18 protein-coding genes are annotated in these 26,114 nt (G+C 28.9%); 3 read left to right on the top strand and 15 right to left on the bottom strand.

Annotation, left to right across the window (positions count from 1 at the left end):
* Positions 1-119 precede the first annotated feature (119 nt).
* Positions 120-1,427: a TldD/PmbA family protein gene (locus HR065_RS03180; protein WP_178734483.1), complete on the bottom strand. Its 1,308-nt coding sequence runs from the start codon at positions 1,425-1,427 to the stop codon at positions 120-122.
* Between the two features lies 1 nt (position 1,428).
* A complete protein-coding gene (locus HR065_RS03185) occupies positions 1,429-2,817 on the bottom strand; it encodes a TldD/PmbA family protein (RefSeq protein WP_178734444.1) in 1,389 nt (462 codons plus the stop codon).
* A 548-nt stretch (positions 2,818-3,365) separates the two neighbouring features.
* Between HR065_RS03185 and HR065_RS03190 the strand changes: the two genes are divergently transcribed.
* Positions 3,366-5,114: an ABC transporter permease subunit gene (locus HR065_RS03190; protein ID WP_178734445.1), complete on the top strand. Its 1,749-nt coding sequence runs from the start codon at positions 3,366-3,368 to the stop codon at positions 5,112-5,114.
* Positions 5,115-5,236: 122 nt separating this feature from the next.
* On the opposite strand, the gene argS is transcribed toward HR065_RS03190, so the two are convergent.
* The 7 genes from argS to HR065_RS03225 form a co-directional block, all read right to left on the bottom strand.
* Positions 5,237-6,928, bottom strand: a complete 1,692-nt coding sequence (gene argS / locus HR065_RS03195; RefSeq protein ID WP_178734446.1) for an arginine--tRNA ligase — start codon at positions 6,926-6,928, stop codon at positions 5,237-5,239.
* A 114-nt stretch (positions 6,929-7,042) separates the two neighbouring features.
* Complete coding sequence (locus tag HR065_RS03200) at positions 7,043-7,951, bottom strand: RluA family pseudouridine synthase (protein WP_178734448.1); 909 nt, start codon at positions 7,949-7,951, stop codon at positions 7,043-7,045.
* Between the two features lie 200 nt (positions 7,952-8,151).
* On the bottom strand, positions 8,152-10,215 hold the full coding sequence (ftsH, locus tag HR065_RS03205; protein WP_178734450.1) for an ATP-dependent zinc metalloprotease FtsH: 2,064 nt from the start codon (positions 10,213-10,215) through the stop codon (positions 8,152-8,154).
* 53 nt (positions 10,216-10,268) lie between these two features.
* On the bottom strand, positions 10,269-11,543 hold the full coding sequence (serS, locus tag HR065_RS03210) for a serine--tRNA ligase (RefSeq protein WP_178734452.1): 1,275 nt from the start codon (positions 11,541-11,543) through the stop codon (positions 10,269-10,271).
* Positions 11,544-11,786: 243 nt separating this feature from the next.
* A complete protein-coding gene (gene rpsT / locus HR065_RS03215) occupies positions 11,787-12,047 on the bottom strand; it encodes a 30S ribosomal protein S20 (RefSeq protein WP_178734454.1) in 261 nt (86 codons plus the stop codon).
* A gap of 470 nt (positions 12,048-12,517) precedes the next feature.
* Positions 12,518-12,943, bottom strand: a complete 426-nt coding sequence (locus tag HR065_RS03220; protein WP_178734456.1) for a hypothetical protein — start codon at positions 12,941-12,943, stop codon at positions 12,518-12,520.
* Between the two features lie 336 nt (positions 12,944-13,279).
* Positions 13,280-13,501, bottom strand: a complete 222-nt coding sequence (locus HR065_RS03225; protein WP_178734459.1) for a hypothetical protein — start codon at positions 13,499-13,501, stop codon at positions 13,280-13,282.
* 855 nt (positions 13,502-14,356) lie between these two features.
* Here HR065_RS03225 and HR065_RS03230 point away from each other — a divergent pair.
* Together HR065_RS03230 and HR065_RS03745 are read left to right on the top strand one after the other, a co-directional pair.
* Positions 14,357-15,367 carry a hypothetical protein gene (locus HR065_RS03230; protein WP_178734461.1) on the top strand — a complete coding sequence of 337 codons (1,011 nt, stop codon included), beginning with the start codon at positions 14,357-14,359 and terminating at the stop codon, positions 15,365-15,367.
* 206 nt (positions 15,368-15,573) lie between these two features.
* Positions 15,574-15,696: a hypothetical protein gene (locus HR065_RS03745; RefSeq protein WP_280527670.1), complete on the top strand. Its 123-nt coding sequence runs from the start codon at positions 15,574-15,576 to the stop codon at positions 15,694-15,696.
* A gap of 792 nt (positions 15,697-16,488) precedes the next feature.
* Here HR065_RS03745 and HR065_RS03235 read toward each other — a convergent pair.
* The 6 genes from HR065_RS03235 to HR065_RS03260 all read right to left on the bottom strand — a co-directional run bounded on the left by HR065_RS03235 (position 16,489) and on the right by HR065_RS03260 (position 26,090).
* Positions 16,489-17,436 (bottom strand): hypothetical protein, encoded by a 948-nt coding sequence (locus HR065_RS03235; protein WP_178734463.1) that lies wholly within the window; start codon positions 17,434-17,436, stop codon positions 16,489-16,491.
* 350 nt (positions 17,437-17,786) lie between these two features.
* A complete protein-coding gene (gene aspS / locus HR065_RS03240) occupies positions 17,787-19,538 on the bottom strand; it encodes an aspartate--tRNA ligase (protein ID WP_178734465.1) in 1,752 nt (583 codons plus the stop codon).
* Positions 19,522-20,802 (bottom strand): histidine--tRNA ligase, encoded by a 1,281-nt coding sequence (hisS, locus tag HR065_RS03245; protein ID WP_218644393.1) that lies wholly within the window; start codon positions 20,800-20,802, stop codon positions 19,522-19,524. Before hisS ends, aspS begins: the two co-directional genes overlap by 17 nt.
* Positions 20,803-20,809: 7 nt before the next feature.
* Positions 20,810-23,044 (bottom strand): RelA/SpoT family protein, encoded by a 2,235-nt coding sequence (locus HR065_RS03250; RefSeq protein WP_178734467.1) that lies wholly within the window; start codon positions 23,042-23,044, stop codon positions 20,810-20,812.
* A gap of 58 nt (positions 23,045-23,102) precedes the next feature.
* A complete protein-coding gene (mnmA, locus tag HR065_RS03255) occupies positions 23,103-24,245 on the bottom strand; it encodes a tRNA 2-thiouridine(34) synthase MnmA (protein WP_178734469.1) in 1,143 nt (380 codons plus the stop codon).
* Between the two features lie 33 nt (positions 24,246-24,278).
* On the bottom strand, positions 24,279-26,090 hold the full coding sequence (locus tag HR065_RS03260) for a nitrilase-related carbon-nitrogen hydrolase (RefSeq protein ID WP_178734471.1): 1,812 nt from the start codon (positions 26,088-26,090) through the stop codon (positions 24,279-24,281).
* Between the last annotated feature and the right edge of the window lie 24 nt (positions 26,091-26,114).

Here is a 26,114-nt window from a genome sequence, read left to right on the forward strand (position 1 = left end):
TCAAATGAATAATGTTTGTTCTTTTCATGTTTTAGAAGATAATATTTATAAAGAAACAAGCATCAAAGAAAAAGACCCTCCAATAAGAGAGTCATTTTTTTATTTACCTAAAGAAAGGTTTAATTACCACCAATCATTAAATCTCCAGCATAAACACTAGCGCTGCCGAAGCCAGAAACTTGGAATTCAAAATCATTCGCTATTTCTTTTAAATTTTTTAAAATATCAAAAAAATTACCTGAAACAACAATCATTTTCACCGGAGTAGTGATTTTACCTTTTTCAATCTTAAAACCACTAGCTTGAAGGCTGAAATCACCACTTACAGTTTGAATCCCTACATGCATACCTACTAAATCATCGATAAAAACGCCTTCTTCAATAGTGGATAACATATCATCTAAACTTCTTTGCCCTGGTTTTAAATAACAATTACTAAAGCCAGTGCCTCCGCCAAAACCATTACCTGTCGGTTGAGTGTTAAAGATTTTGGCTGTTTTTAAATTATGGATAAAACCTTGAAAAACACCGTTTTCAACCACGTTTTTAGGTTGACAAACAACTCCTTCATCATCAAATTTTTCTTTGAAAAAAGCTTGATCCGAAAAAGGGTCTTCAATAATGCTTACTTGAGGAGAAGCAATAACTTGTTGTTCTTTATCTTTTAATTGAGTTAAATTTCTATAAGCGCTTTGTCCGGTAAAAATACTGCTAAAACTAGCTAAAATATCAGCAAACATTTCGTTGGAAAAAACTGTAGGATAACTTTTTGATTTTAAAGTAGCTCCGTTTAATTTTTTTTCACCCGCAACAACGACTTCTTGAGCTTGTTTTTCCGGATTGAATTCTTGGAAATCTTTGACAAATTTTAATTTACCAAAACTTTGGATATCGCCGTCTTTTTCGAAAATAGCGGAAACATAAAGATAAGCGTAACTATTTTCTTGTTCTAAATGAAGTCCTTTGGAATTGATTAAAGTTTTTTTACTAAAAACCTCTTTATAAGAGTTGGTTTCAATTTTTTTCATTACTTTTGAAGAAGACATGTTTTTTTCTAAATCTTTTAAAAGTTGAATTTTCTTGTCTAAAGGAATGACGGAAAAATCAAAATTTTTCTCTTCCCATTCAGGATAAGAGGAGGAACCTTCAAAAATAATCGCCGGATCTTTACTGTCCACTGTTTGAGTGTTTTGCTTCAAAGCGTCCAACATTTTATCAACCGTTTCTTCATCTATTTTTTCAAAATATACTTCTGTTGATTTATTGTCATAAATCCCTTTAATATTAACCGTCACTAGATCGCTTTCTACCAGTGATTCTACTTTGTTGTTATCTAGGGTTAATTTAAAACTTTTGCTTTCGCTGACAAAGATTTCTAATGCTTCAAAACCTTTATCTAAACCTTTTTGAATCCATTTTTGATACATTTTACGCATTTTCCTTTCTGTTGCCACCGACAACCATTTCTTGCACTCTAATAGTAGGTTGACCTACATCAGTAGGAATTGAACCAGAAACAGAACCACACATTCCTTGCCCTAAAGATAAATTATCTCCTACACGATCTATTTTTAATAAAACATCATCGCCATAACCAATCAACATCGCTCCTTTAACAAGAGTAGTCAATTTACCGTCTTCAATCAAATAACCTTCTTTAACAACGAAATTAAATTCTCCCGTAGCAGGTTCAACTGTTCCGCCGCCTAAACTTTTAGCGTATAAACCGTATTTAGTATCTTTAATGATTTGTTCTGGTTTATCAGTCCCGTTAGCGATATAAGTGGAATTCATCCTTGAAGTCGGAGAATATTTATAAGATTCTCTTCTGGAAGAACCAGTCGGTTTAGCTTTCATTTTGCGTCCATTACGGAAATCAACTAAATAGCTTTTTAAAATACCTTTTTCAATTAAAAGGTTTTTTTGGGTTTTCATTCCTTCATCGTCAAAATTAAGTTTTCCCCAAGCTCCTTCAATATCACCATCATCATAAGCTGTTACGATATCAGAAGCTATTTTTTGGTTTAATTTATTATTAAAAGGCGATAAACCTCTGGCAATAGCGGTTGCTTCTAAAGGATGCCCACAAGCTTCATGGAAAATAACGCCCCCAAAACCATTATTTAAAACTACGGTCATAACTTGTGGTTTCATTTCTTCTGCTGTTAATAAAGCCACCGCTCTTTGAGCTACTTCTTGAGCTAATTGTTCTAAGTCTATTAAATCAAAAAATTCTAATCCCATAGAACGTCCTGGACCTTCATAAACGTCTTGCATTTGTTCGCCTTCTTTAGCTACTGCTACCAAACCGCAACGTATATAAGGTCTGACATCGTTTTGATAAACTCCTTCTGTATTAGCGACCAAAATTTTTTGTTCTTTTTCATGATAATTCACAATAGTTTGGATGATTTTATCATCTTGTTTTTTCATTATTTCTGATAATTTAATTAATTTTTTCGCTTTTTCTTCTTTGGTCATCGAAGCAAAAGGTTTTTGCATACTTTCTTTTAAAGGTTGAGATTCGCCCAAAGGAACAACTTGATGTTTTGGTCCTTTAAAATTCCTTTTTAAACGTGTGATTAATTTTTGAATATTGTCAAAATCAACTTTATTAGTATAACCATATACTTCATCTGAACCTTGTAAAAGTCTTACTCCTACGCCAAAAACATTGTCAGTGGACAAAGAAACCACTTCTTGACCGGTTATTCTTAAACTATTCGTCATATTATCTTCAAAAAACAGTTCAGCAAAATCAGCGCCTGATTCTAAAGACTGATTTAAAAGAGTTTGTATTTCTTCTTTTTTTATCATGTGTTTTTAAAACCTTCTTTTTTTAATTATTTCATATTTTTATGATAATTTAAAACTATCTTAATAATAACATTTTTAAAAAAAATTATTAATAAAAATAATTTTTTACTGCATTTAAATCTTCTTCTGGATGGACCCGAAAAGTCTTTATGGGCTAAAATTTGATTAATTAAAAGATATATCCTTTTTCGGGTAAAAAAGGGAACATATAGTTTCATCTTTTTGGTATACTCTTGGATAAGGATAAATAATCTCTAAAAAAGCTTGACACTTTTGGGGTTATATGTTAATATTTATATTGATCAAATGTTTTTATTTTATCATTTTTTTATAATTTTTTTCGATCGAAATTAGATAAACTTAGTTATTTATTTCTCTTCATCTATTCTTTAAAAATTAAGGCTTTTTTAAAATAACTTCTCATAAATAAGATACCATTATTATGGATTTATGATAAAATTAAGTTTTAACAACTTGTTTTATTCATGAGAAACGTTTTATTAGTAAAAATCAACCCCATTCAAAGACAAAAGGATAATTCCACAATTATGAACTTTACAGAATTTATACGCAAATACATTTATCAAAACGGAAAAAAAATATTAATTTGTTCTATTTTTTTAAGCTTTTTTCTTTTCCTACATTATTATGTTTTATGTTTATCTAATACGGATAAAAAAAGAGATAAAGAAAAAACTTTAACGATGGCTATAACTTTATATGATGCTCCACCGATGATTTTTGACGGTAAAATAGTGGATGACGAAGGTAAACTTCTTAGCGTTAAAACAGAAAACGGCGATTATATCAATGGTGCTGATGTGATGCTTTTAAAGAAATTAGCTGATAGAATGAAAAAAACATTAGTTATCAAAATGTTTCCTTATAATGGCATTTTAAACGCTGTTCAAAATGATACCGTAGATGGCATGATAGGTATGTTTAACGCTACCAAGGAAAGAGATGAAAAAATGATCTCTATTCCTTACACTAATTACGAATTAGGTATTTTAGTGAGGCAAGATGACAAGCGTTTTGAATCAGCGAAAGAAAATGAGAATTTTAATTTTATGGCTGAGGAATTTAGAAATAAAATTGATAACCAAAACCCTATTCGTTTCACTTCTGTTTCTGGTTTAGTTTTTGATCAAAAAATTATCCCTCACCTGCGCGACCAAAATAAAAACGCATTCGTCCAACATGAAAAAAACGCTTGGAGAACTGATTTGACTTCTTGCATGAAAGCAGTGGAACAAAATAACGCCGATATTTTAATGCAAGATTTTCAAAATTTAGTCCCTATCCAAGCTAAAAATCCCGGTAAATTTAAATTATTGAAAGTTGATATAGATAAATCAGGTTTATCAAAAACGGACGTACCGCCTTTAGCTATCTTTTTAAATAAAAACAATGTCGAATTGAAAGAACAATTTGACAAACATTTAAAAGATATGAAAGTATTAAAAGAAACTGGTGTTAACGATTATCAAGGAAAATTAGAGAATTTTAATACTGGCGAAAAGAGCGAATACCAACAATACCTTAAAACTGCTCAAAATACATATAAAAACAATTTAACTAGCAAAAACAACCTTACAAAACAAAACCACTTTTGGTCCAATTTATGGCGTTCTTTACCATCCTATAAAACAGGTTTTATGATTACCTTATTAATAGCTATGGATGGTTTGTTTTTAGGTTTATTATTGGCTTTATTGTTAGTATTAATCAAAACTACTTTAGATCAATCACAAAGTCTTCATAAAATGATCGTTTATTCCCAAAAAACTTTTTCTTTTTTAATAGATTTTTTCATGAATATTTTTAAAGCGGTCCCGATAACTGTGCAAGCTTTCTTATTTTATAATTCATTAGTTTATTTTGATCTTTTTAAAGGTTTTACAGGTGTTTTATATGTAGCTTTGATTGTGGTTTTATTAAATACCGCTTTTAATTTAACTAATATTATGTTAAACCATATTAAGTTTTTAGATAAAGGACAGATAGAAGCCGGTTATGCTTTAGGAATGGAAAGAAAACAAGTTTTTCGCTATATTATTTTAGAACAAACATTCAAAAGAACGATACCTTCTTTTTGGAACCAATTGATTATTAATTTAAAAGAAACTTCTTTATTTTCCGTGATTGGAATGGTAAGTTTATTATGGACAGCAGAACGTAATATTTCTATTACTTTTGATGCCATTACGCCTTTTATAGTGGTAAGTATCATTTATATCGTTTTAGTTAGTTTAACTAACTTTACAAGCAAAAAAATACAAAAATGGAATCATTAAAAAAAGATGATAAGAAGATAAAAAAAATAAACCCTTTTTAGTGGTTTATTTTTTTTATATGATAAAGAACGATAAGTTCATTAAAATTTTTTTGGCATAGAAGTAATTACATTTATTATAAATTACATTTGTTCTAAAATAGGTATGCCTAAAATGTTCAACCCTTCTTTTAAAACGGTAGAAACAGTTTTAATTAATAAACCGTTCGCATTTTGTAAAACTAAATCATCAGTTAAAATTTTTTCCAGAGCGTAAAATTGATTAATAGTTTTAGCTAATTTCAGTAAATATCTCGCTAGTACGCTTGGCATATTATCGTTTTTGGCTTTTTCTAAAACAGAAGAAAATTGATCCATTAATTTAATTAAAGCAAAATAATGGTCTTGAGCGAAATAATCTTTCATTTGAACCCATTGTTTTTCCACAGAGTCAGCGCTATTTTTTAATTGTTTAATAACAGAATTAAGTCTAACAATGGTATATTGCAAGTAAGGGCCTGTATTGCCTTCAAATTGTAACATGTTTTTTAAATTAAATTCAATGTTTAAATGACGGTCGTTTTTCAAATCATTAAAGACAACCGCACCGATCGCTATTTTTTGAGCTGTTTCATGAATATTAGTTAAATTGTGGTTTTTTTCTTGAATCGTTTTTTCCGCTTCTTTAGTAGTAGCTTCCAAAATATCAATCAATCTATAATTATTGCTTTTACGAGTTGAAATCTTCGTATTTTCAAACAATACTAAACCAAAATTCACATGTTCTAAATCACAATCATAACCCATGATTTTATTCATCACTTGTTTTAATTGTTGATAATGTAATTTTTGTTCGTTTCCTACCACATATAAAGTTTTTTGAAAATTAAATCTTTCTTTACGGTAAAGAACACACGCCATATCTCTAGTCAAATAAAGAGTGCTTCCGTTGTCTTTTTGTATTAAAGCCGGCGGAATCCCTTCTAATGGCATAATATAAGCCTTTTGATCTAACAATAATAAATTTTTAGCACGTAAATCTTCCACTAAAGCCATGCTTTTATCGTGATAAAAAGATTCACCAATATAATGATCAAAAGAAATATTTAATAAATCATAAATTTTACGAAATTCAGTTAAAGAAATATCTTTAAACCATTTCCATAAAGCAACTATTTCGGGATCATTTTCTTCTAATTTTTTAAAAATTTCTCTAGCATCTTGGTTTAATTGTTCATCTGTTTCGGCTTGTTCGTGAAAATAAATATAAAGTTTTTGTAGTTCATTGATAGGGTCTTTTAAGACTAATTCTTTGTTTCCCCATTTTTGAAAAGCTAAAATCATTTTACCAAATTGAGTGCCCCAATCGCCTAAATGATTGATTCCTACCGTTTGATAACCTAATTTATTATAAATATTTTTCAGCGAATTACCGATAACTGTAGAACGTAGATGACCAATAGAAAAGTTTTTAGCAATATTAGGCGAAGAATAATCTATCACAATAGTTTGATTATTAGGTTTTAATTGTCCATACTTAGTGCCTGATTCACAAACATCTGTTAAAACTTTTTCACTAATGAAATGACGATTAATTTTAATATTTAAAAAACCTTTATCGAAAAAAATATCTTCTATTTCGCTTAAAGTCATCAAATCGGCTTTAAAATTGTTAAAAATTTCTACAATATCTTTTTGTAAAGTTTTTTGATAAACAAAAAGAGCTAAGTAAAATTCAAATAATTGACTTTTATCATTATGTTTGATGATCGTTTTAATGTTGTATTTATTATTTAATGTGTTTTCTATTTTTTGTTTAATTGTATCTAAATGCATAAAAATGGTTCCTTATTTTTCAGTTATTTTTGATAAAAACTATGAATTTTTAAATCATTGATATCAATAATCGTGCTTTTAAAAGAAAAATAACATTATTTTGATAAAAAATAGTTACAAGAAAGAGGAGGGATCTAATTCTAATTGATTTAACACCTTTTGAAAAGCATCATTTAAAGGAATTTCCAAAGATATTTTTTTGTCTTTTTGAGGATGAGAAAAAGCTAATTTTTTGGCATGCAATAACTGGGTCTTGATCTTTTCATTATGATTGCCATATAAATTATCGCCCACAATAGGGTGTTTTAAATAAGACAAATGGACTCTTATTTGATGTGTCCTACCTGTTTCTAACTCTAATTCTAACAAAGAATAATGTTCAAATCTTTGTAAAGTTTTAAAATGGGTAACTGATGGTTTTCCTTGAGAAGTAACAGACATTTTCAAACGGTTTTTCACATCTCTGCCGATAGGCAAATCAATGGTCCCGTGTTGTCCTAAAAAACCATGAATTAAAGCCCAGTAAGTCCTTTTAACATGCCTTTTTTGCAATAATTCTTGCATTTGAACGATGGTTTCTTCTGTTTTACCGACGATCATTAAACCTGTGGTATCTTTATCTAGACGATGAACAATTCCTGGTCTTGTGCCTTCTATTTTTTTTAAAACCGGTATTTGGTATAATAATCCGTTCACCAAAGTGATACCTTTAAAACTAGAAGATGGGTGGACCACTAAATTAACTGGTTTATTAATGACCGCTAAATCATCATCCTCATAAACAATATCTAAATCCAAAGGAAGTGGTTCTAATTCGTTAACAGTATTTTTAACTATTATTTCTACCTTTATTTCGTCATTATTCTTTAAAAGATAACTTTTTTTCTGTTTTTGGTCGTTTATTAAGGCTTCTCCAGAAGAAATCAAACTTTGGCATTTGTTTTTACTTAAATTTAATTTTTGCACTAAAAAAACATCAAAACGCATTCCTGTTTCTACTTCTTCAACCAAAAATTTCTTCATATTTCGCATCGAGCCTTTCTAACGTAATAAAATAAGATTTATTCGTTTACCAATAAATAAAAAAATAAATGTATTTTTAATGGATAAAATACATTTATTTTAAATAAAGAACACAAACCAAAAAGAAGAAATTTTTTGGTTTGCGGAGGAAAAGTAAATTTTTAGTTTTTTTTAATAAATAATTTTTTTATGAATCAGAATTATTCTTCGTCTTCTTCATCATTGTCTTGTTCAGTTTCTTCGCTGTTTTCATTAACTACTAGATTTTCTTCTTCGTTAGTTGTTTCTGTTTCTACGTCGTTTTCATCTTGTTCTTCCGATGAATCAGTTTCTTTTTCTTCTTGAACTTTTAATTTTGCTTTATCTTTCGCTTCTTTTTCTGCTTTAGCAAGTTTTTCTTCTTCGTACCAAGCGATTTTGCCAGTTGCAAATACTTCATCAATATCTCTTTTAGAAAGAGTTTCAATCTCGGATAAATAATCAGCAATTTTGAACAAAAGTGCTTTATTTTCTAAAAGAGTTTTTTTAGCCACTTCATAAGCGTTAGAAATAATATCTTGAACAGCTTGGTCGATTTCCAACGCTTTGGAATCAGAAAATTCTTTATGAAAAGTTTGTTGTTCTTCTCCGTATTGAGTTAATCCGACAACACTCATTCCGAATTTAGTAACCATAATTCTCGCAATTTTAGTCGCTTGTTTAAAATCATCATAAGAACCTGAAGAAACATCATCTAAAAATAATTCTTCTGCTGCTCTTCCGCCTAAATAAGAAGTTATTTCGGCTAATAATCTTTTTTTAGAATAGAAATAAGTTTCTTCTTCTGGCAACATCAAATTATAACCGCCTGATTTACCACGAGGGATAATAGTTATTTTTTGGACTTTTTTAGCGTTTGGCAATGTAAGACCGATCACTGCATGACCTGCCTCATGGAAAGAAACTAATTTTTTCTCTTTTTCGGTGTATCTTCCACCTTTTTTAATAGAACCGATTAAAATTCTATCTACAGCTTCGCTCAGATCATTTTTATTTATTCTACGTCCTCTTCTTCTTGTTGCCAATAAAGCGGCTTCGTTTAAAATACCTTCTAATTGAGCTCCGCTGAAACCTGGAGTTTCTTTAGCGATTTCTTCTAATTTGATGTCTTTTTCTAATTTTTTATTTGAAGCATGTAATTTTAAAATAGCTTCGCGATCTTTTAAACTTGGCAAATTAATTGTAAATTGACGGTCAAAACGTCCTGGTCTTAACAATGCAGCATCTATACGTTCTGGTTGGTTAGTTGCAGCGATAACGATAACCCCTGAATTCTTATTATAACCATCCATTTCAACTAACAATTGGTTTAAAGTTTGTTCGTGTTCGCTATGACCCATATCTGAACCTCTTTTGCGCGCAATAGCTTCTATTTCATCGATAAAAATAATACAAGGGGCATTTATTTTAGCGTTTTTAAATAAAGTTCTAACACGAGAAGCACCTACACCGACATACATTTCGACAAATTCGGATCCAGAAGAAGCAAAGAAAGGGACACCTGCTTCGCCGGCAACAGCTTTCGCTAATAAAGTTTTACCTGTTCCAGGAGGTCCTGACAATAAAACACCTTTAGGGATTCTGGCACCCATATCTATATATTTCTTAGGGTTTTTTAAAAAATCGATTAACTCTTGCATTTCTTCTTTTTCTTCTTCAGCGCCTGCTATATCTTTGAAAGTGAAAGCAGGTTGTCTTATAGTTTCTCTTTTTAATTGAGTTTTCTTTTTATCGCCAAATTGTTCTGAGAATTGATTTCCGATGTCTTTCATACTTGTAAATAAAAAATAAATAATCAAGACTGTTAAAGAAATTCTTAAAGAAGAGAATAAAGGACCAAATCCCATGTGCGATTCTTCAACATTTGTAGATAAAAAATCAATTTTAATAGAAGAATCGGAATTTTTTCTCTTTTGTACTGCGTCCCTTATTTGGTGAAACATATTTTCATCAACAAAAGAATATTTTTCGGTTTTTTCTTCTTTATTGTCATCTTTATAAGTAACTTTTAAATCGTATAAAGTAGGTAAAGAATGGGTTAAATAGGGTTCTATTTTGACATTATTTTGTGTTTCCACAATAGACAAAATGCCCAAATCAGATGTTGGTTTTTTTAAAACTTTTTTAGTTAAATTTTTTAAAGACATTATGACGCCGATAGACACAATGAAAAGTATAATATACCAAATATTAATTTTTTTTAATTTATCTTCCCATTTATTCATAGGTTTTATCCCTTAAATTCCTTTCACAATGGCGTTGGCAACCTTTTGAAAGGTTACTTAATAATATCGATTCCCATATAACTTTTTAAAACATCAGGTACTACAATATTGCCGTCTTCGTTTTGATAATTTTCCATAATAGCGATCATAGTTCGTCCGATAGCTAAAGCTGATCCGTTTAAAGTATGAACGTATTCGTTTTTATCTTTTTTATTTTTATTAAATTTAATGTTCGCTCTTCGTGCTTGAAAAGTTTCTGCATTACTTATAGAAGCTATTTCGCGATATTTTTGTTGACTAGGTAGCCAGACCTCAATATCATAAGTTTTAGCCATGCTAAAACCTAAATCACCCGTTGATAAAGCGACCACTCTATAAGGTATTTTTAACTTTTGTAAAAGATCTTCAGAATCTTTTAACATTTCTTCTAAAACAACGTAAGAATTTTGCGGTTCTACAAATTGAATCAATTCCACTTTATTAAATTGTTTTTGCCTTAAAATGCCTCTGGTATCTTTTCCAGCAGCTCCTGCTTCTTGTCTAAAACAAGTAGTAAAACTAACATATTTAATGGGTAATTGTTCCGCTTGGAAAGTTTCATTACGATGGATATTAATGGTAGGCACTTCAGCAGTCGGATTTAAATACCAGTTATATTTATCTAATTTTAATTTGAAAAGTTCTTTTTCAAATTTAGGCAATTGACCGGTAGAAAACATGGAATTTTCGTTGACAATAAAAGGAGGGATGATTTCTTGATAACCCTTTTGAGAGTTCGTATCCATCATAAAATTAATCAAAGCTCTTTCTAAACGAGCTCCCGCTCCTTTTAAAACAGCGAATCTACTGCCAGTTATTTTAGCAGCCGCCTTCAAATCTAAAATATTTAATTTTTCACCTATTTCCACGTGATCTTTAATAGGGAAAGGTTTTTCTTCTGGTTCCATAAAGTGTTTAATAACAACGTTATCTTCTTCGCTTTGACCGATAGGAGTAGATTCATGAGGAATATTAGGAACACTATGCAACAGGTGATTAATTTTATTTTCGATGGTTTGTAGTTCTTGCGTTAATGCTTCTAATTCTTTTTTAGAAATAGCCTCTTTAGCAATCACTTCATCAATAGATTTGTTTTCTCTTTTTAACATCCCTATAGAACGAGAGAGATTATTTTTTTTAAACCTTATTTGTTCTATGGAAACAATTAAATTTTTACGCGATTGATTTAATAAAATAAGTTCTTCTAAATAAGAAAAGTCTTCTTGTCTTGTTTGTAGTTTTTGAATAACTGATTCCATATTTTGAATTATAAATTTCAAGTCTAACATTATATTAACATAATCCTTCGTTTGATCCGGTTATTGAATAACCAATAAACCTAAAAGACAGATATTAAAACTACTGTGATAATCTTTTTATTAAGTCTATTTTGTCATAGAGATTTTAAAAAAAATTTCTTATAATAGCAAAAAGAAATTAACATATCAACCAAAAGATATGATAATCTTACTATTGAATTTTTTTATTTGATTTCTAAAGAATGTTTTTTTAAAGAAAAAAATGTTTATTCATTAAATTTGATTAAACATTTTAGCGAAATTAGATTTGTTTCTAGAAACAAAGTTAGAATGATAAATCCCTTTGGATAAGCCTTTATCTAATTTTTTATTAACGTAATTTAACAATGTTAAAGCTTGTGTTTTTTCAGCAGCTACTGCAGCAGCTTTAAATTTTTTAATTGCTGTTTTAACGGAAGATTTGTAAGAAGCGTTCTTTAATCTACGTTTTTCGTTAGTCTTATTACGTTTTTTTTGTTGTTTAATATTTGCCATTTGATCAATACCCCTTTTTATTCAAAAAATATTTTTTTTATTTTAAAATAATTTAATTTATATAAATTATTGTAATCATGAATTTTATATTATAAATATTAAATTATGTTTATAAAATACTCTATATTATATATTATATTATATAATCAGCAAAAAAGAAACATAATAAAGTATTTTATTAAAAAAGACATTATTTATGATAACACTTTTTTTAATAAAATAATTTTTATTTAATTATTTAAATTCTTTTTATGAATTAACATTAATTATTATAATGCATATATGTGAATTATAACCATTTTTTAATTAATATTCATATAATCAACCTTTTTTGATTTTATAGTGGAGAAAAGTGACTCTAAAAGCTGTCTTCTTGAATAAATAAGGTTGTTTTTTTTCATTAAAAAACCCTATTAATTGCTTCAAATTAATAGGGTTTTAAGAAATATAAGGATTATCTTAATTAATTTTTATTTATCCTTCTTTTCGTCTTCTTTTGGTTTCTTTTTTTGTTGTTTTTTATAAAAATAATTAGTCAAACGATCGGTTATGATTTCTCTTTCGAACGATTGGTTTTTAACTATCGTTGCGAAAAAAAGAAAAGGTATTGCGATCAAACCTAAAAAAATTATAAAAAATATATTAGCTAAAAAAGAAATATCTCCTGCAAGCCTATAACAATTGATTAAACAGACGAAAATAAAGAAAAAAAAGAGAGTCAAAAATTCTGATATGCGATAAATTTTAATGGTGATAGATAATTTATCGTATTTTTCTTGATCCGATTTGTTCTTTTTTCTGTCCATTTTGATTTCTAATAAATTCAATTCTGCAATGAACAAATAGAAAAGAAAGGTGCCGAAGAATACGCAAAAAATTTTTAAGTTGGAAATCATTTGTTTTTGCTCCTTTCATAAAAATGATCCACAATGTTTTAAGTTCAAAAAATTAACTTTTTTTCTTTTCTTATTTTAAACTATAAATTCTTTTCCTTCTTGCAGAAAAAGATTTTGTATGAATGATTATTGTTATTCTACTATAAAAGTGTCCAAATAAAACCAATTTTGGCATATTCAACCTCACTTATTATAAAAAAATGTGTCTTTTGATGAAAGGGCCCTAAATTGGGACAAAAAAGACCATAAAGAATTTTAGAGTCTTTTATTAAAACTAGAACAATTATTTATATTTTTTTAAAACGGTTTTATGGTATTAATTAAAATGCCCTTTTCTCATTTATCGTCTGGCGGTAAAGAGGGAGGAGGAGTGGTGTCAAGATAATGATAAAAATAATTCTCATCATTACAAGAGGAAGATTCTAAACTTAACATATTTTGGTTATATTTATTATCTACTACCCAATAACGTGATTTTTCATTTTCATTTTTAAAATACCATCCATCAGTGAAATAACCAGCGATATAATCATAATACAAGTGTTTTTCGTCCTTCAATTTTGTTTCATCTTTTTGAAAAATAATTTTTTATTTGAAATGTTTTTATTATATAATAACATTAACTAAAAAATACATTTTTTTAGTTGTCTATATTGTAAATGGCGAAAAATAAGGATATATGAATTAAGAATTATTTTCAAAAAAGAGGACTAATATGAATGATTTATATTTAACATTTGCACAAAAGTTATAATAAAATCAATTTATGCAAATAAAAATTATTTTCTCAAAAATTTCTGTTTTTTTATTTTTTGTGCATAAATGAAATAATTTCGAAAAAGAGTGATTATAAAAAAAATTTTATAATGTGAAAAAAGTGGATAAAACTCCTTGTATTTCTTATGAAGAATGGTTAAATAAAAACCACATGAAGTGGTTTAGTTAGTTATTTGTTTATTTTTTTTGAATAGGAGTCCAAACAATCGATCTCACTCAGAATTTTTTCAAAAAATAGAAAGAAACAAAATTATAGAACAAGAAAGAGAGAAAGAAAGAATGAGGAAAGAGGAAGGAGAAAGGGCGAGGTTGTTAACAGAAGTCACAGCGAAAACCGCAGGAGCTGCATTAGCCTTGTATGGAGGTTGGTAAACTGTTAAATGGTTGTCCGCTTTCTCTTTGGCGCCTGCGACCGGAGGAGCTTCTATAGGAATTGCGTTGGCGACCCCTTAAATTATAATTTAAAATGTATTATTATAATCAAAAAAAAAAAAAAATCATATTTTTATAGCTGTCATTTGTTCAACTATATTATTTTTTTCTTTCCTCTTGTTGCTTTTTATCCGAAATAAAAATAATAAAAATAATAAAAATGATGAAATTTTATTATATGATTTATCAAAAAAAGTTAAAGACATGGATTCTCAATTCGCTATAAATTATAAGGTAAATGTTGAAAAAAAAGAATTTTACGACAAAGAAAGAAAGAAATTAAAAAAAATTATTTACAACAATGGGATGTATATAAAAATTTCCCCAAAAGGGAGAGTGCAAGAAGTGTTTTTCAAAAGTGTAGGAACTGGATTTGGCGATAAAGTTTCTTTTTTCGACGAAAAAGAACACATGACAATATCGTTTGACGCTAGCAACGCAGAAGCTCCTGAGTTAATAGAAATAGAAAATTTATATGGTAATAATAAATATTTACCCATAAAAAAACGAATAACTCGATTTAATCGTTGGAGAAGGGATATTCAAGAAAATCAAATAGAATCAATCAAATTCCCTTACTTTAAAATAAGAAGGCTGATTTGGAGCGATCTTTTTTTAGGGTATAATCCTTCAAACGAAAATGAATTTATTCAAAACATAAACGCATCAGAAGATATTTATTTCAATGATAATTTTACAAAAAATAGTGAACAATATTATCATGAATGGGATAGTGATATGGTTAAAAAATTATCGTCAAACACAATATGGCCGGATTATATGAGAAAACAAGCAGAAATATGGGAAAACTTAAAAGAAAATCAAGAAATTACAACTATCCAAGGGAACAGGGTAAAAATTAAATTGAAGAAGGATGCGGTCAGAAAGTTTAAACTAATCGAAAATGATCCTTTCAATGATATTTTTACTATCAGCCAACTAAAAGATTTTCCTCCAGCCTTCTCTTTTAGAAAAACACTCAACCAATTAGAAGAAAAGCCTAATCTTTATGCTGAAGATCCAGAATATCCATCCAATTTCCAATATAAAACTGAATATAACGGAGAAGGAAAAATAATTAAAAAAATATATAATGATGGCGTTGTTGAAGAGTTTAACGAAGATGGCGAATTCAAAATAATTCATTATACCAAATATAATGTAAAAATAATATTTGAGAATGGTAAAGCAAGATTAGAACCTAGTCAAGAATAATGCTATATTTTAAATAAATTTCATATATCTGATTAAAATATAAAAAACCCATGATTATTATGGGTTTTTTATATGCGATTATTTTCCAATAAATTCGTTCGTATAAACTTCTTTAAAAAGAAAAGAGAAGCGAATGGATTGTTCAAAAAATTATTTCAATACACATGTCGTTTATTTTTTTGATTTGATTATATTGGCGCGTAAATGTGGCAACTATAGCATCTTTTAAAAAGGAAGTTGTAGAAAAAGAACAAGATGAAAAAAAGATGAATTCAATAGAAAAATTAAGATGTATCGTTTGTTCCTTTCAACAACTGTTGCATCATTAATGATTGCATTGATTCAAGGTATTTTTGTTTATCTACAAGAAGGATTGGAGGTAATTTTTTTATATTGTTAATTGTTTCTTTGTTGGTGTTGAAATTTGTTGAAGTAAATTTATTCTTTTTAGGATTTTTTTGAACCTTAATAACAATAATAACTAATTTTCTTTAAAATTGAAATAAAAAAACTATTCTCATTCTGATATCCATCAATCATTTAAGAATCAAAAAAAGCAAGAAAATTGTTTTTCTTGCTTTTAAATGATAAATATTTCATTGGGATGTGTTTTGATCATTTTTATTGTCTTTTCGGTCTTTTTTATTTTTATGTGATTGAGGTTTAAAAATTTTTTTCACAAAATTGCAAGGGATTGTGAAAAAAACCAATTTTACAATATAGAAAAAAACAAGGACATCTCGGCCTATGCTAGAAGATAAGGTGAAAAATAAAAATATAAATGTCAAAAACATAAAAAAATAAGATAAATATTTTAAGTGATCGTTGTCAGGAAAGCGCCAATATTGAATATTAGCGATTGCTATAGTTGTTAATCCTAATATTATCACATAACCGGCGAAATAAAGTGTTCTTTCTTGTGCTTTATCCCATGTTTTATTTAAATCTATCTTTTTTCGTTCTTTTCTTTTGTCAAAAATTAAAGTTTTTTTAACGTTAATATAGGTGAAAAATATTATTCCAAAAACCAAAGAAAAACTTAAGATCAATCCCAATATTAAGCGGTATAAAAAAGAGTCAACCATATTTATCACATTCTTTCTTTTTTAAACAATAAATTTTTACTTTTTCCAAGAAAAAAATTTATTAAATCCATCTTTAAGATGATAGCCTACATCTATAACGGTAGAAGCGGTAGCTTGCCCTACTCCTATAAAAGGAGAAGCAACTATTTGACCTGTTGCACCTAAATGATCTAAAAAACCTGTGGAGTTTTGAAAATTATTTACCCCTGAATTGAAGTTTTTTTCAGTTTTACGTAACATTTCTGTCGGAGCATCTGTAACTGTCGAATAGGTTTGATAAATTTCTAAACCCAGGCCTACAACATTACGAAGTATCGGAATATCATCAACAACATCAGTCGTTCCCATAGCCACCTCTTCAATAGGAATTATTATTTGATTGACCAATTCTAAAGTATTTGGTTCATTTTCTATAATTTTTTCGATAACTGCAAAAACTTTTTCAATAGCCACATCCTTAGCCGCTGAAGTGGTCACTTTTAATAAAAAAGGTTCGGGACTTGGAACTTTTTTAACAACTTTTTTAAATAATTTTTTATAAATTTCTTTGGCTATATATTTTCCTGCGGGAGTTTGTAAAAAATGCGAACCTTTTATCAATTTGCTCTTGCTATTTGGTTTTTTATCTGGTGTGTCAAATTTCCAAAAAAAATACATTTTTGCAGAACCATTTCCTAACCATCTTAAATCAACAAATTCGTAAAAATGATCTCTCCCTTCTCTGTTGCCGCCATCAAAATAAACGCCCATGAATTCTTCGTCATCGTTTTTGATGTACCAATGCATATCGCCTCCTTTTTCTTTATTATAAGCAGTTGTTGAAGAAACGCTGCCATTATAAGAAGGGTTGATGTTGGTTTTAATATAATTGAAAACATCCGAAGAAGTGCTATTTTTGTTTAAAACTACATGAATAACTTCTGTTCCTCTAATTGATCTTTCTGTAAAAGAGTCGTTACCGTAAACCTTTTGATTAAATAACAATGAAAAAAACATAAAAAATATTAGAAAAATTGCAAAAGAATATTTCGAATGATTTTTTAATTTCAATTTTCATCTCTCTTTCATATTTATATTTTTTCTATATCAAAATATTGGAAATATTTTTTTATATTAAATCAAATATGATATTTCATTTCGATCGTTCCCCCTTAACCATAACAAAGTGCCCTGACTGAAATCTCTCGTTGAATCTATATGATTATTTATATTATACTCCTTCTTTTTTCAAAAGTCAAGAGACAAAAGGTCATTTTCTTGAAAAAAGTTTTAAGATAGAAAAAAAGATCCCTAATTTAGGGATCTTTTAAAATTACTTAGTTAGAATGATTATTTTATTCCTTTTCAGCGTCCTTTTTTAATTCAATATTTAAAACATCTAATTGTTCTTGATCAACTAAACTAGGCGTTTCCATCATTAAATCTTGAGCACTTTGAGTTTTAGGGAAAGCAATAACATTTTTAATATTATTCGTTTTAGTAAATAACATCACTAAACGGTCTAATCCTAAAGCGATGCCACCATGTGGAGGAGTGCCGTATTTTAGCGCTTCTACCAAAAAACCAAAACGATTTTGAATTTCTTCCTTGCTAAAACCTAATTTTTGAAACATTAATTCTTGCACGTGACTTTGATAATTTCTTAAAGAACCTCCGCCAATTTCATAACCATTCCACACCAAATCATAAGCTTGAGCTTTAGCTTTTTCAGGGGTTTTTTCTAAAATATTAATATCTGAAGGAGCTGTAAAAGGATGATGCATAGCGTAATAACGATTATCTTCTGAATTAAATTCAAATAAAGGAAAATCCACTATCCATAATAAAGATTCTTTATTAGGATTGATTAAATTCAAATCATGACCTAATTTATTTCTCAAAAACCCTAATGTTTTTAACAAATGGTCTTCTGAAGAAAGATCCTTTAAATCGTTACTAATAACAAAGCACCATTCGCCTTCTGATAAAAAAGAAGTATCATTAACAAATTGACTTAAATTACCTTTTAAAGTATTGTCTTGTTTTTTAAAAAGGTTTAAATTGAGATTAAATTGGGTTTTAATCAAATGTTTATATTCGTCTATTTTTTTTCTGGTTAAAAGGTTCAAAGGAAGGGAAGAATTTAATTTAATCCCTTTAATGGTTTTTTCTATTCCTTCCGCGTTAACGAATTCTTCTTTAAAATAAGCTTTTAAAGGTTCAATCTTTAAATCAAACCTTAAATCGGGTTTATCTGAACCATACAAGTTCATAGCCTCTTGGAAAGAAAGACGTTCCAAAGGAGTAGGTAAAGATTGGTTGAAGATTTTGGCAAACAAATTCATCATAATTTCTTCAGTTAAATTCATTAAATCTTCTTGACTGAAAAAAGATGTCTCAATATCTATTTGAGTAAATTCTGGTTGCCTATCTGATCTTAAATCTTCATCCCTAAAACAACGAGCTATTTGAAAATATCTTTCAAACCCAGAAATCATATATAATTGCTTGTAAATTTGCGGAGATTGAGGCAAAGCGTAAAAATGATGAGGATGAATACGCGAAGGAACTAAATAATCTCTCGCCCCTTCAGGAGTTGATTTCGACAATAAAGGAGTTTCTAATTCAAAAAATTTATTATTTAAAAGAGTTTGTCTGATATTTTGAGTAATTTCGTGTCTTTGAATTAAAAAACTTTTTTTATCTTTTTTGCGTAAATCTAAATAACGATATTTTAAACGATAATCCTCTAAAGCTTCGTTTTTTTCGACAATACTTAAAGGTATATGTTCCGCTTCAGAAAGAAAAGACATTTCTTGCACTAAAACTTCGATTTCGCCCGTTGTTAAATTAGGGTTTTTATTGATTCTTTCGATTACTTCGCCTTTAACATCAATCACTGTTTCTATTTTAGTTAAAGCGATTTGTTGATATTGAGGATGATCGTTAAGTACCACTAATTGAACTACCCCCGAAACATCTCTTAAATCGATAAAAAGTTTATTGCCTAAATTTCTTTTTCTTTCGATCCAACCTTTTAAAAAGACTTGTTCGCCTTTTTGGTTAAGAGTAATCTCGTTATTATCGTAACTATATTTTGTTTTCACTTGTTAATTCCTTCATTAAAAAATTGATTGTTTGTTCTGGCGATAATTTATATTCTTTTTTGTCTGCTATCTTTTTAACCGTTAAGATGTTATCTTTTAATTCTTTTTGTCCAATAAAAAGAATGTATTTAGGGTTAGTTTGTAAAGCTTTTTTTAACTTTTTATTAAAATGACCTGTTTCATAATTCATGTTGGTTTGTAGACCGTGTTGACGGATTTTTTGCATCAACATAAAAGTTGGTTTTAAAGCGTCTTGATCTAACGCTAATAAGTAAACATCTAAAACAGAGGTGCTAAAATCAGGGAATAAATGATTCTCTTCCATGACAATCATTAAACGCTCCATTCCTAAAGCAAAACCAATACAATTAGTTTTTTGGCCACCAAAAACTTCGGTTAATTCGTTATAATTACCGCCGCCGCCTAAAACTAAATCATTTTGGCTAGTGGCGTCATTAGAGGTAATTTCAAAAACTGTATCTGTGTAATAATCTAGACCTCTTACTAAAAGAGGGTCTATTTCGTAATTAACCTGAGCTTCTGTTAAAAGTTCTAAAACATGGTCAAATTTATTTTTAGCTTCAACAGATAGATGATCTAAAATTAAAGGAGCTTTTTTTAAAACCTCTTTTTGGGAACATTGTTTACAATCAAAAATACGTAAAACATTTTTTTCTTTTCTTTCTAAACATAAACTGCATAAATCTTGAGTATTTTGGTCAATATAATACTTAAAAATAGTTAAAAATTGTTGACGAGTAGGAAGGTCCCCTAAAGTGTTGATTTTAATTTTCACATTTTTGAGCCCTAAAGTTAACAAAGATTCATAAGCTAAAATAATGACCTCTACTTCGGATAAAGAATTAGGCACACCAATGGCTTCAACGCCTATTTGATGGAATTGACGATATCGACCTTTTTGTGGTCTTTCATAACGAAAAAAAGGACCTAAATAATATAATTTAGTTAACTCGTTTTGATGATCCAATTTATTTTCGATATAACTTCTGATAACAGAAGCCGTCCCTTCCGGTCTTAAAGCAATTAATCTACCTTTTTTATCGTGAAATTGATAAGTTTCTTTCGTAACCATATCGGATTGTTCGGTAGCACGATAAAAAACTTCTTTATATTCGATAATAGGAGTTCTTATTTCTTGAAAGTTGTACTTTTCTAAAAGAGTTTTAAGCTTCTTTTCAATAAACTGCCATTTAGACATCTCATCATGAAATAAATCGTGAGTTCCTTTTATTTTTTTAACCATAAACCTGTTAATTTGTTCCTCTATAAATTTGATAAATATTAGATAATTGTAATAAATGAGAAATTAATTTTTCCATTTCAGAAATATTTTTCACTAGAATTTGTAGTTTAATAGTGGTTTCTGATAATTTATTATTATTGATCATATTGATTTTAGAAATATTAATCCCCAAAGCGTTAGCTTTATCAGTAATATTAGCAATTAAAGAAGAACTATAAGAACCAATAATGAAAAGCCAAGTAGCGTATTTTAATTGATAATTTTGGTGCCAATGAGCGACAATAAGACGGTTAGAATCGTATTGTTGTAAATTAACACAATCTTTACGGTGAACGTTAGTACCTTTATCTTTAGTGATAAAACCCACTATTTCTTCGCCGAAAATAGGGTTACAACAGTTCGCTAATTTTAATTTAGTTTTATCCAAACCTTCGATAAAAACACCTGTTTCGTTTTCATAAGTGAATTTTTTCAAGTTTTTCGAAATTTGTTCTTTATTGTATTCTTTGCGCATTTCTTCAAAAGAAGTGATTTTAGCGAGCGCCACATCAGGAGTGATTTTTTTTCTTCCTAAAGCTTCATATAATTCATTGACATTTTGAATAGATTGCTTGTGAAAACTTTTTTTCACAAAATTGTGGTCAATTTTAAAATCTTTCTTTTGCGCTTGCAATTCTTTTTCTAAAATTTCTTTACCATTTTGGATTAAAGTTAAAACTTCTTTTTTCTGTTTGTTTAAGAAGTTTTTAATGAATTTTTTAACATAAGAAGTTTTGGCTATTCTCAACCAATCCTTATGTACTCTAAAAACATTTTTATTAGTTTTAATAGAAATAATATCCCCGTTTTTAAGCTTATAATCAAGAGGAACGATTTTTTCGTTCACAATAGCACCTGTCATGGTAAAACCAATCATAGAATGGATACGGAAAGCAAAATCAATAGGAGTGGAACCTTCCGGAAATTCAAATACTTCTTGTTTCGGTGTGAAAACATAAACGTTTTCGCTTAAAATATCATTTTTAATAGAATCTACTAAAGTTTTGGAATTTTGTAACGATTTATTTTTAGTATCTTTGGTGATTTTAATTAAATCTTGGTACCATCTTAATTTTTGCGCTATTTCCAACTGTTTATTATCTTTGGAATAAACTTTGTTTTCTTTATAACCCCAATGGGCGGCGATACCTTTTTCGGCAATTTCATCCATTTCTTTAGTTTTGATTTGGATTTCAAAAATAGAACCATCTTTGGCTAAAACCGTGTTGTGAAGGGCTTGGTATAAATTAGGTTTGGGAACAGCGATATAATCTTTAAATCTCCTTGGTAAAGGAGAGTAATGAGCGTGAATAATACCTAAACATTGATAACATACATCCACTTTATCCACAATAATACGAACCGCTAATAAGTCAAAAATTTCGTCAAAACTAACTTGTCCTTGGTTCATCTTTTTATAAATACTATAAATATTTTTACTACGCCCGCTAATGGAAAAATCAGTAATACCGGACTTATAAAACAAAGATTTAATATTTTTAATAATATTTTGGATAGAATTTTCGCGTTCATTTTTTTTAGCGTTAATGAGGTTAGAAATACGGTAATATTCTTTAGGATTCATATATCTAAAAGTTAAATCTTCTAATTGAGATTTAATTTGAAAAAGACCTAAACGATGGGTTAAAGGAACGTAAATATCTAATGTTTCTTGGGAAATGCGTAATTGTTTTTCCGGCTTCATTTCTTTTAAAGTCTGCATATTATGGAGTCTATCTGCTATTTTTACCAAAACTACTCTAATATCATTAGCCATAGCTAAAAAAAGTTTTTGATGGTTTTCTACTTGTCGTTGTTTAGGGTTAAAACTAAGTTTAGCTAATTTAGTGGTTCTTTTCACTATATAAACCACATCTTCGCCTAAAAAATCCTTTAATTCGTCAAAAGTTAAATCCGTATCTTCTAAAGAATCGTGTAATAAACCAGCCATTAAAGTATTGGGTTCGCTATTCAAATCAGCTAAAATAATAGCAACAGAAATAGGGTGAATAATGAAATCTTCACCCGTTACTCTTTTTTGATTGGTATGTTTTTTTTTAGCCAACAAATAAGCTTGATTAATTTTATCTAAGACTGTTTTTTCATGAATGTATTTTTTTACTTTTTGCATCAATTCTTGGAATAAAACTTCTTCATGAACTTTTTTTTCTATGTTATGGTTTTCAGCAGTATTAAAAAGCACTTTAATCACCTATTTTTTTGAATTTTTTAAAACATCTTTTTTAAAGGATAAAAAATGTTTAAACATATGAAAGTTTTTTCTCTTGATAATAAACTTCTTTAATCATTCCCGCTCCTAGGCAAAAATCATCTTTATAAAAAGCTGCTATTTGTCCTGGTGTGACAGCTTTGATTTTTTGGGGATAATACACTTTTAAAGTGGTTTTATCCAACCAAACGAGTTCCACTTCTTGATCGGGTTGACGATAACGAAATTTAGCCATCATCTTCATTTTACCATGATTTTGATAAACATCGTAATTTCTCCACACTACATCAATGATTAAAGCTGAATCGCTATAAAGGTAAGGACTATCATAACTTTGGTCCACATACAAAGTATTGGTAGGTAATTCTTTGCCCACGACAAACCAAGGGGCTTGATTTTCTTGAGTAACGCCTAAATTCAGACCTTTTCTTTGTCCAATAGTATAATTAAAAACACCTTCATGTTCTTGCAAAAGTTTACCATTCATATCTTTAATAGGACCCTTTTTACCAGGAATATAATTTTTTAAAAAAGAACTGAATTTGCGTTCTCCGATAAAACAAATACCAGTGGAGTCTTTTTTTCTCGCCGTTATTAAGTCATTTTTAGCGGCAATTTCTCTGACTTCTTTTTTAGTCATTTTTCCTAAAGGGAAAAGAATCTTATCTAATTGTTGTTGTTTAAGTTGAGATAAAAAATAAGTTTGGTCTTTAGTATCGTCCCAAGCTTTCGTTAAGATGGGTTGACCTTTTTCATGAGTAATATTGGCATAATGCCCCATAGCGATAAAATCAGGCTTGAATTGTTCGGCATATTTGATAAAAGTAAGAAATTTAATTTGATTATTGCATAAAACATCAGGGTTCGGGGTTAAATTTTGTTTTAATAATTTTAAAAAATAAGAAAACACTTGGTCCCAATATTCTTCGGAAAAATCAACTTGATGAAATTTAATATCTAATTGTTTAGCGATAGCAGCAGCATCATTAAAATCAGCTGTTTGAGGGCAAACATCATTATTAACATTAGGATTACCTTGAACATCATAATTCAAACTACTATCCCAATTACGCATAAAAATGCCTTCTACCTCATAACCTTGTTGTTTTAACAACAAAGCTGTGACGCTACTATCAACTCCACCTGATAAACCAACAATCACTTTTTTTTTCATATTCTATACTTCTATTTCTATAAATTCCGTTTTTCACTCTTTGCGTTGGAAATTAATAGGTAATTTAAATTCCGTTCTCGGTGAAAGGCTATTTTCTAAAATTTTCGGTCCTGGGGACATTTGTTGTCTTTTGTATTGGGCTTGATAAAAAGTTTTTAAATAATTTTGTACTAAAACTAAACTTTCTTCTGCATTTAATGCAAAAGTGTGTTCAATTAAAAAAGCGATTTTAGCTTTCGAAAAATTATTTTTTAAATGATGATATAAAATAAAATCTTCTATGACGATATGAGGGGTTAAAAATTTTTCTATCTGTTCTTGGTAAAAAGCTTTTAATTCAGGAGGGATAGAAATGATAGGTTTATTCAAATGGAAAAGAATCAATTCAGTCATGAAAGTTTGGGTTAAACCAACATTAACATTATACAATTGATCGTAATAATGGATTCTTTCGCTTACTTTACCTAAAGCCGTATCAGACAAATTATCGCTTTCTAACACTAAGATTTGTGAATCATCCAACAGCAGCGGATTGGAGGTAAATTTGCTTAAAGCGCGATGAATCAATTCTTTGCTTAACCATTCTTTAACTTGGGGTTGATGATCCTCATTATCCAGAAGAATATTTTTAATCCCCAAATTGTTTAAAAAGTTTTTCATCAATACAACAAAATCAGGTCGAGAATCTTTTTCATCTTCCATAATCACAATCAAATCATCTAGTGTTTTTTTACTAGCTTGAAAACTTTGTACGACCGCTAAAAGAGACAATAATTCGTTCAAACGTGAAGCTAATTTTAAAATCACTTTCACATTTTTAATATGTGATAATTTACTTTGTAAAGATAAAAACTGAATATGGTTCGCTAGTTTTAATTGTTCCTCTAAATCATCCATTTCCACAAAAGGTTTTTGGTGGAAAGGTTTTTCAAATTCATAATTATCATGTTCTTTAATATCGAAATAAGCTTTAAAGAAAGGATATTCTTTGCCGATTTTTTGGTCTCCTAAAGTAGTATCAATTCTTCTTTGGTATTTGATAGAATCAATACAAACATCAACGACTAAGCTAGTATCATCTTGGTTAAATAAATCTTTTTCGCCAATTAAATTACCGAAAACAGCGGCTATTTTATGATTAGAAAAAAGGACATCAGTAGATGATTCTGTAATCCCACTACTAGTGTAAAAATAACCACCAATATGTTTGCGAGAATGATTAATAACCGCGTTTTTGCGCATTTCTTTTTTACCGATATGTTCGGTAGAAGAAGATAAGTTAAAAATCAATTCCGCTCCGTTTAAAGCTAATAAATCGCTAGGAGATTCGATAGTCCATAAATCTTGGCAAATCTCTACCCCAAAACTGATATCGAATTTTTTATTAATAAACAAAATATTACCGACAGGTACTTTTTGCCCTAAAAAATCAATCTCTTGTGTTTGGATAGTTTTACCAGAATGAAACCATCTTTTTTCGCTAAATTCTTTATAATTAGGAATAGTGTGTTTAGGAACAATGCCTAAAATTTTATCTTTTTGAATTACCACAGCGACATTGAATAAAACTTCTTCCAAAAAGAAAGGCATTCCTACTAAATAAACGCCTTCAAAAGTGGTCTTTTCCATGATAAATTGTAAAGATTCTAGCACTTCCTGATAAAAAGTAGTTTCGAAAAATAAATCTCCAGCCGTATAGCTGCTTAAAAATAATTCAGGAAATAAAACCAAGCTAGCTTTGCTGTGGTTAAGAACTTCAAGAATACTTTCAGCATTCTTGAAGGGATTCCCGATGTGTAAATCAGGATTGGATAATTCTATTTTAATAAAACCGTTGTGATACATGGTTGAAAAACCTTCCTAATATTG

This window comes from Candidatus Phytoplasma pruni (assembly GCF_013391955.1).
Classification (GTDB): domain Bacteria; phylum Bacillota_I; class Bacilli_A; order Acholeplasmatales; family Acholeplasmataceae; genus Phytoplasma.

What these genes read in the sequence shown, in the direction of transcription:
- HR065_RS03180 (WP_178734483.1), bottom strand. Translation starts at nt 1,427, where the DNA reads ATGTATCAAAAATGGATTCAAAAAGGTTTAGATAAAGGTTTTGAAGCA.
- HR065_RS03185 (WP_178734444.1), bottom strand. Translation starts at nt 2,817, where the DNA reads ATGATAAAAAAAGAAGAAATACAAACTCTTTTAAATCAGTCTTTAGAA.
- HR065_RS03190 (WP_178734445.1), top strand. Translation starts at nt 3,366, where the DNA reads ATGAACTTTACAGAATTTATACGCAAATACATTTATCAAAACGGAAAA.
- argS (WP_178734446.1), bottom strand. Translation starts at nt 6,928, where the DNA reads ATGCATTTAGATACAATTAAACAAAAAATAGAAAACACATTAAATAAT.
- HR065_RS03200 (WP_178734448.1), bottom strand. Translation starts at nt 7,951, where the DNA reads ATGAAGAAATTTTTGGTTGAAGAAGTAGAAACAGGAATGCGTTTTGAT.
- ftsH (WP_178734450.1), bottom strand. Translation starts at nt 10,215, where the DNA reads ATGAATAAATGGGAAGATAAATTAAAAAAAATTAATATTTGGTATATT.
- serS (WP_178734452.1), bottom strand. Translation starts at nt 11,543, where the DNA reads ATGTTAGACTTGAAATTTATAATTCAAAATATGGAATCAGTTATTCAA.
- rpsT (WP_178734454.1), bottom strand. Translation starts at nt 12,047, where the DNA reads ATGGCAAATATTAAACAACAAAAAAAACGTAATAAGACTAACGAAAAA.
- HR065_RS03220 (WP_178734456.1), bottom strand. Translation starts at nt 12,943, where the DNA reads ATGATTTCCAACTTAAAAATTTTTTGCGTATTCTTCGGCACCTTTCTT.
- HR065_RS03230 (WP_178734461.1), top strand. Translation starts at nt 14,357, where the DNA reads ATGGATTCTCAATTCGCTATAAATTATAAGGTAAATGTTGAAAAAAAA.
- hisS (WP_218644393.1), bottom strand. Translation starts at nt 20,802, where the DNA reads ATGGTTAAAAAAATAAAAGGAACTCACGATTTATTTCATGATGAGATG.
- mnmA (WP_178734469.1), bottom strand. Translation starts at nt 24,245, where the DNA reads ATGAAAAAAAAAGTGATTGTTGGTTTATCAGGTGGAGTTGATAGTAGC.
- HR065_RS03260 (WP_178734471.1), bottom strand. Translation starts at nt 26,090, where the DNA reads ATGTATCACAACGGTTTTATTAAAATAGAATTATCCAATCCTGATTTA.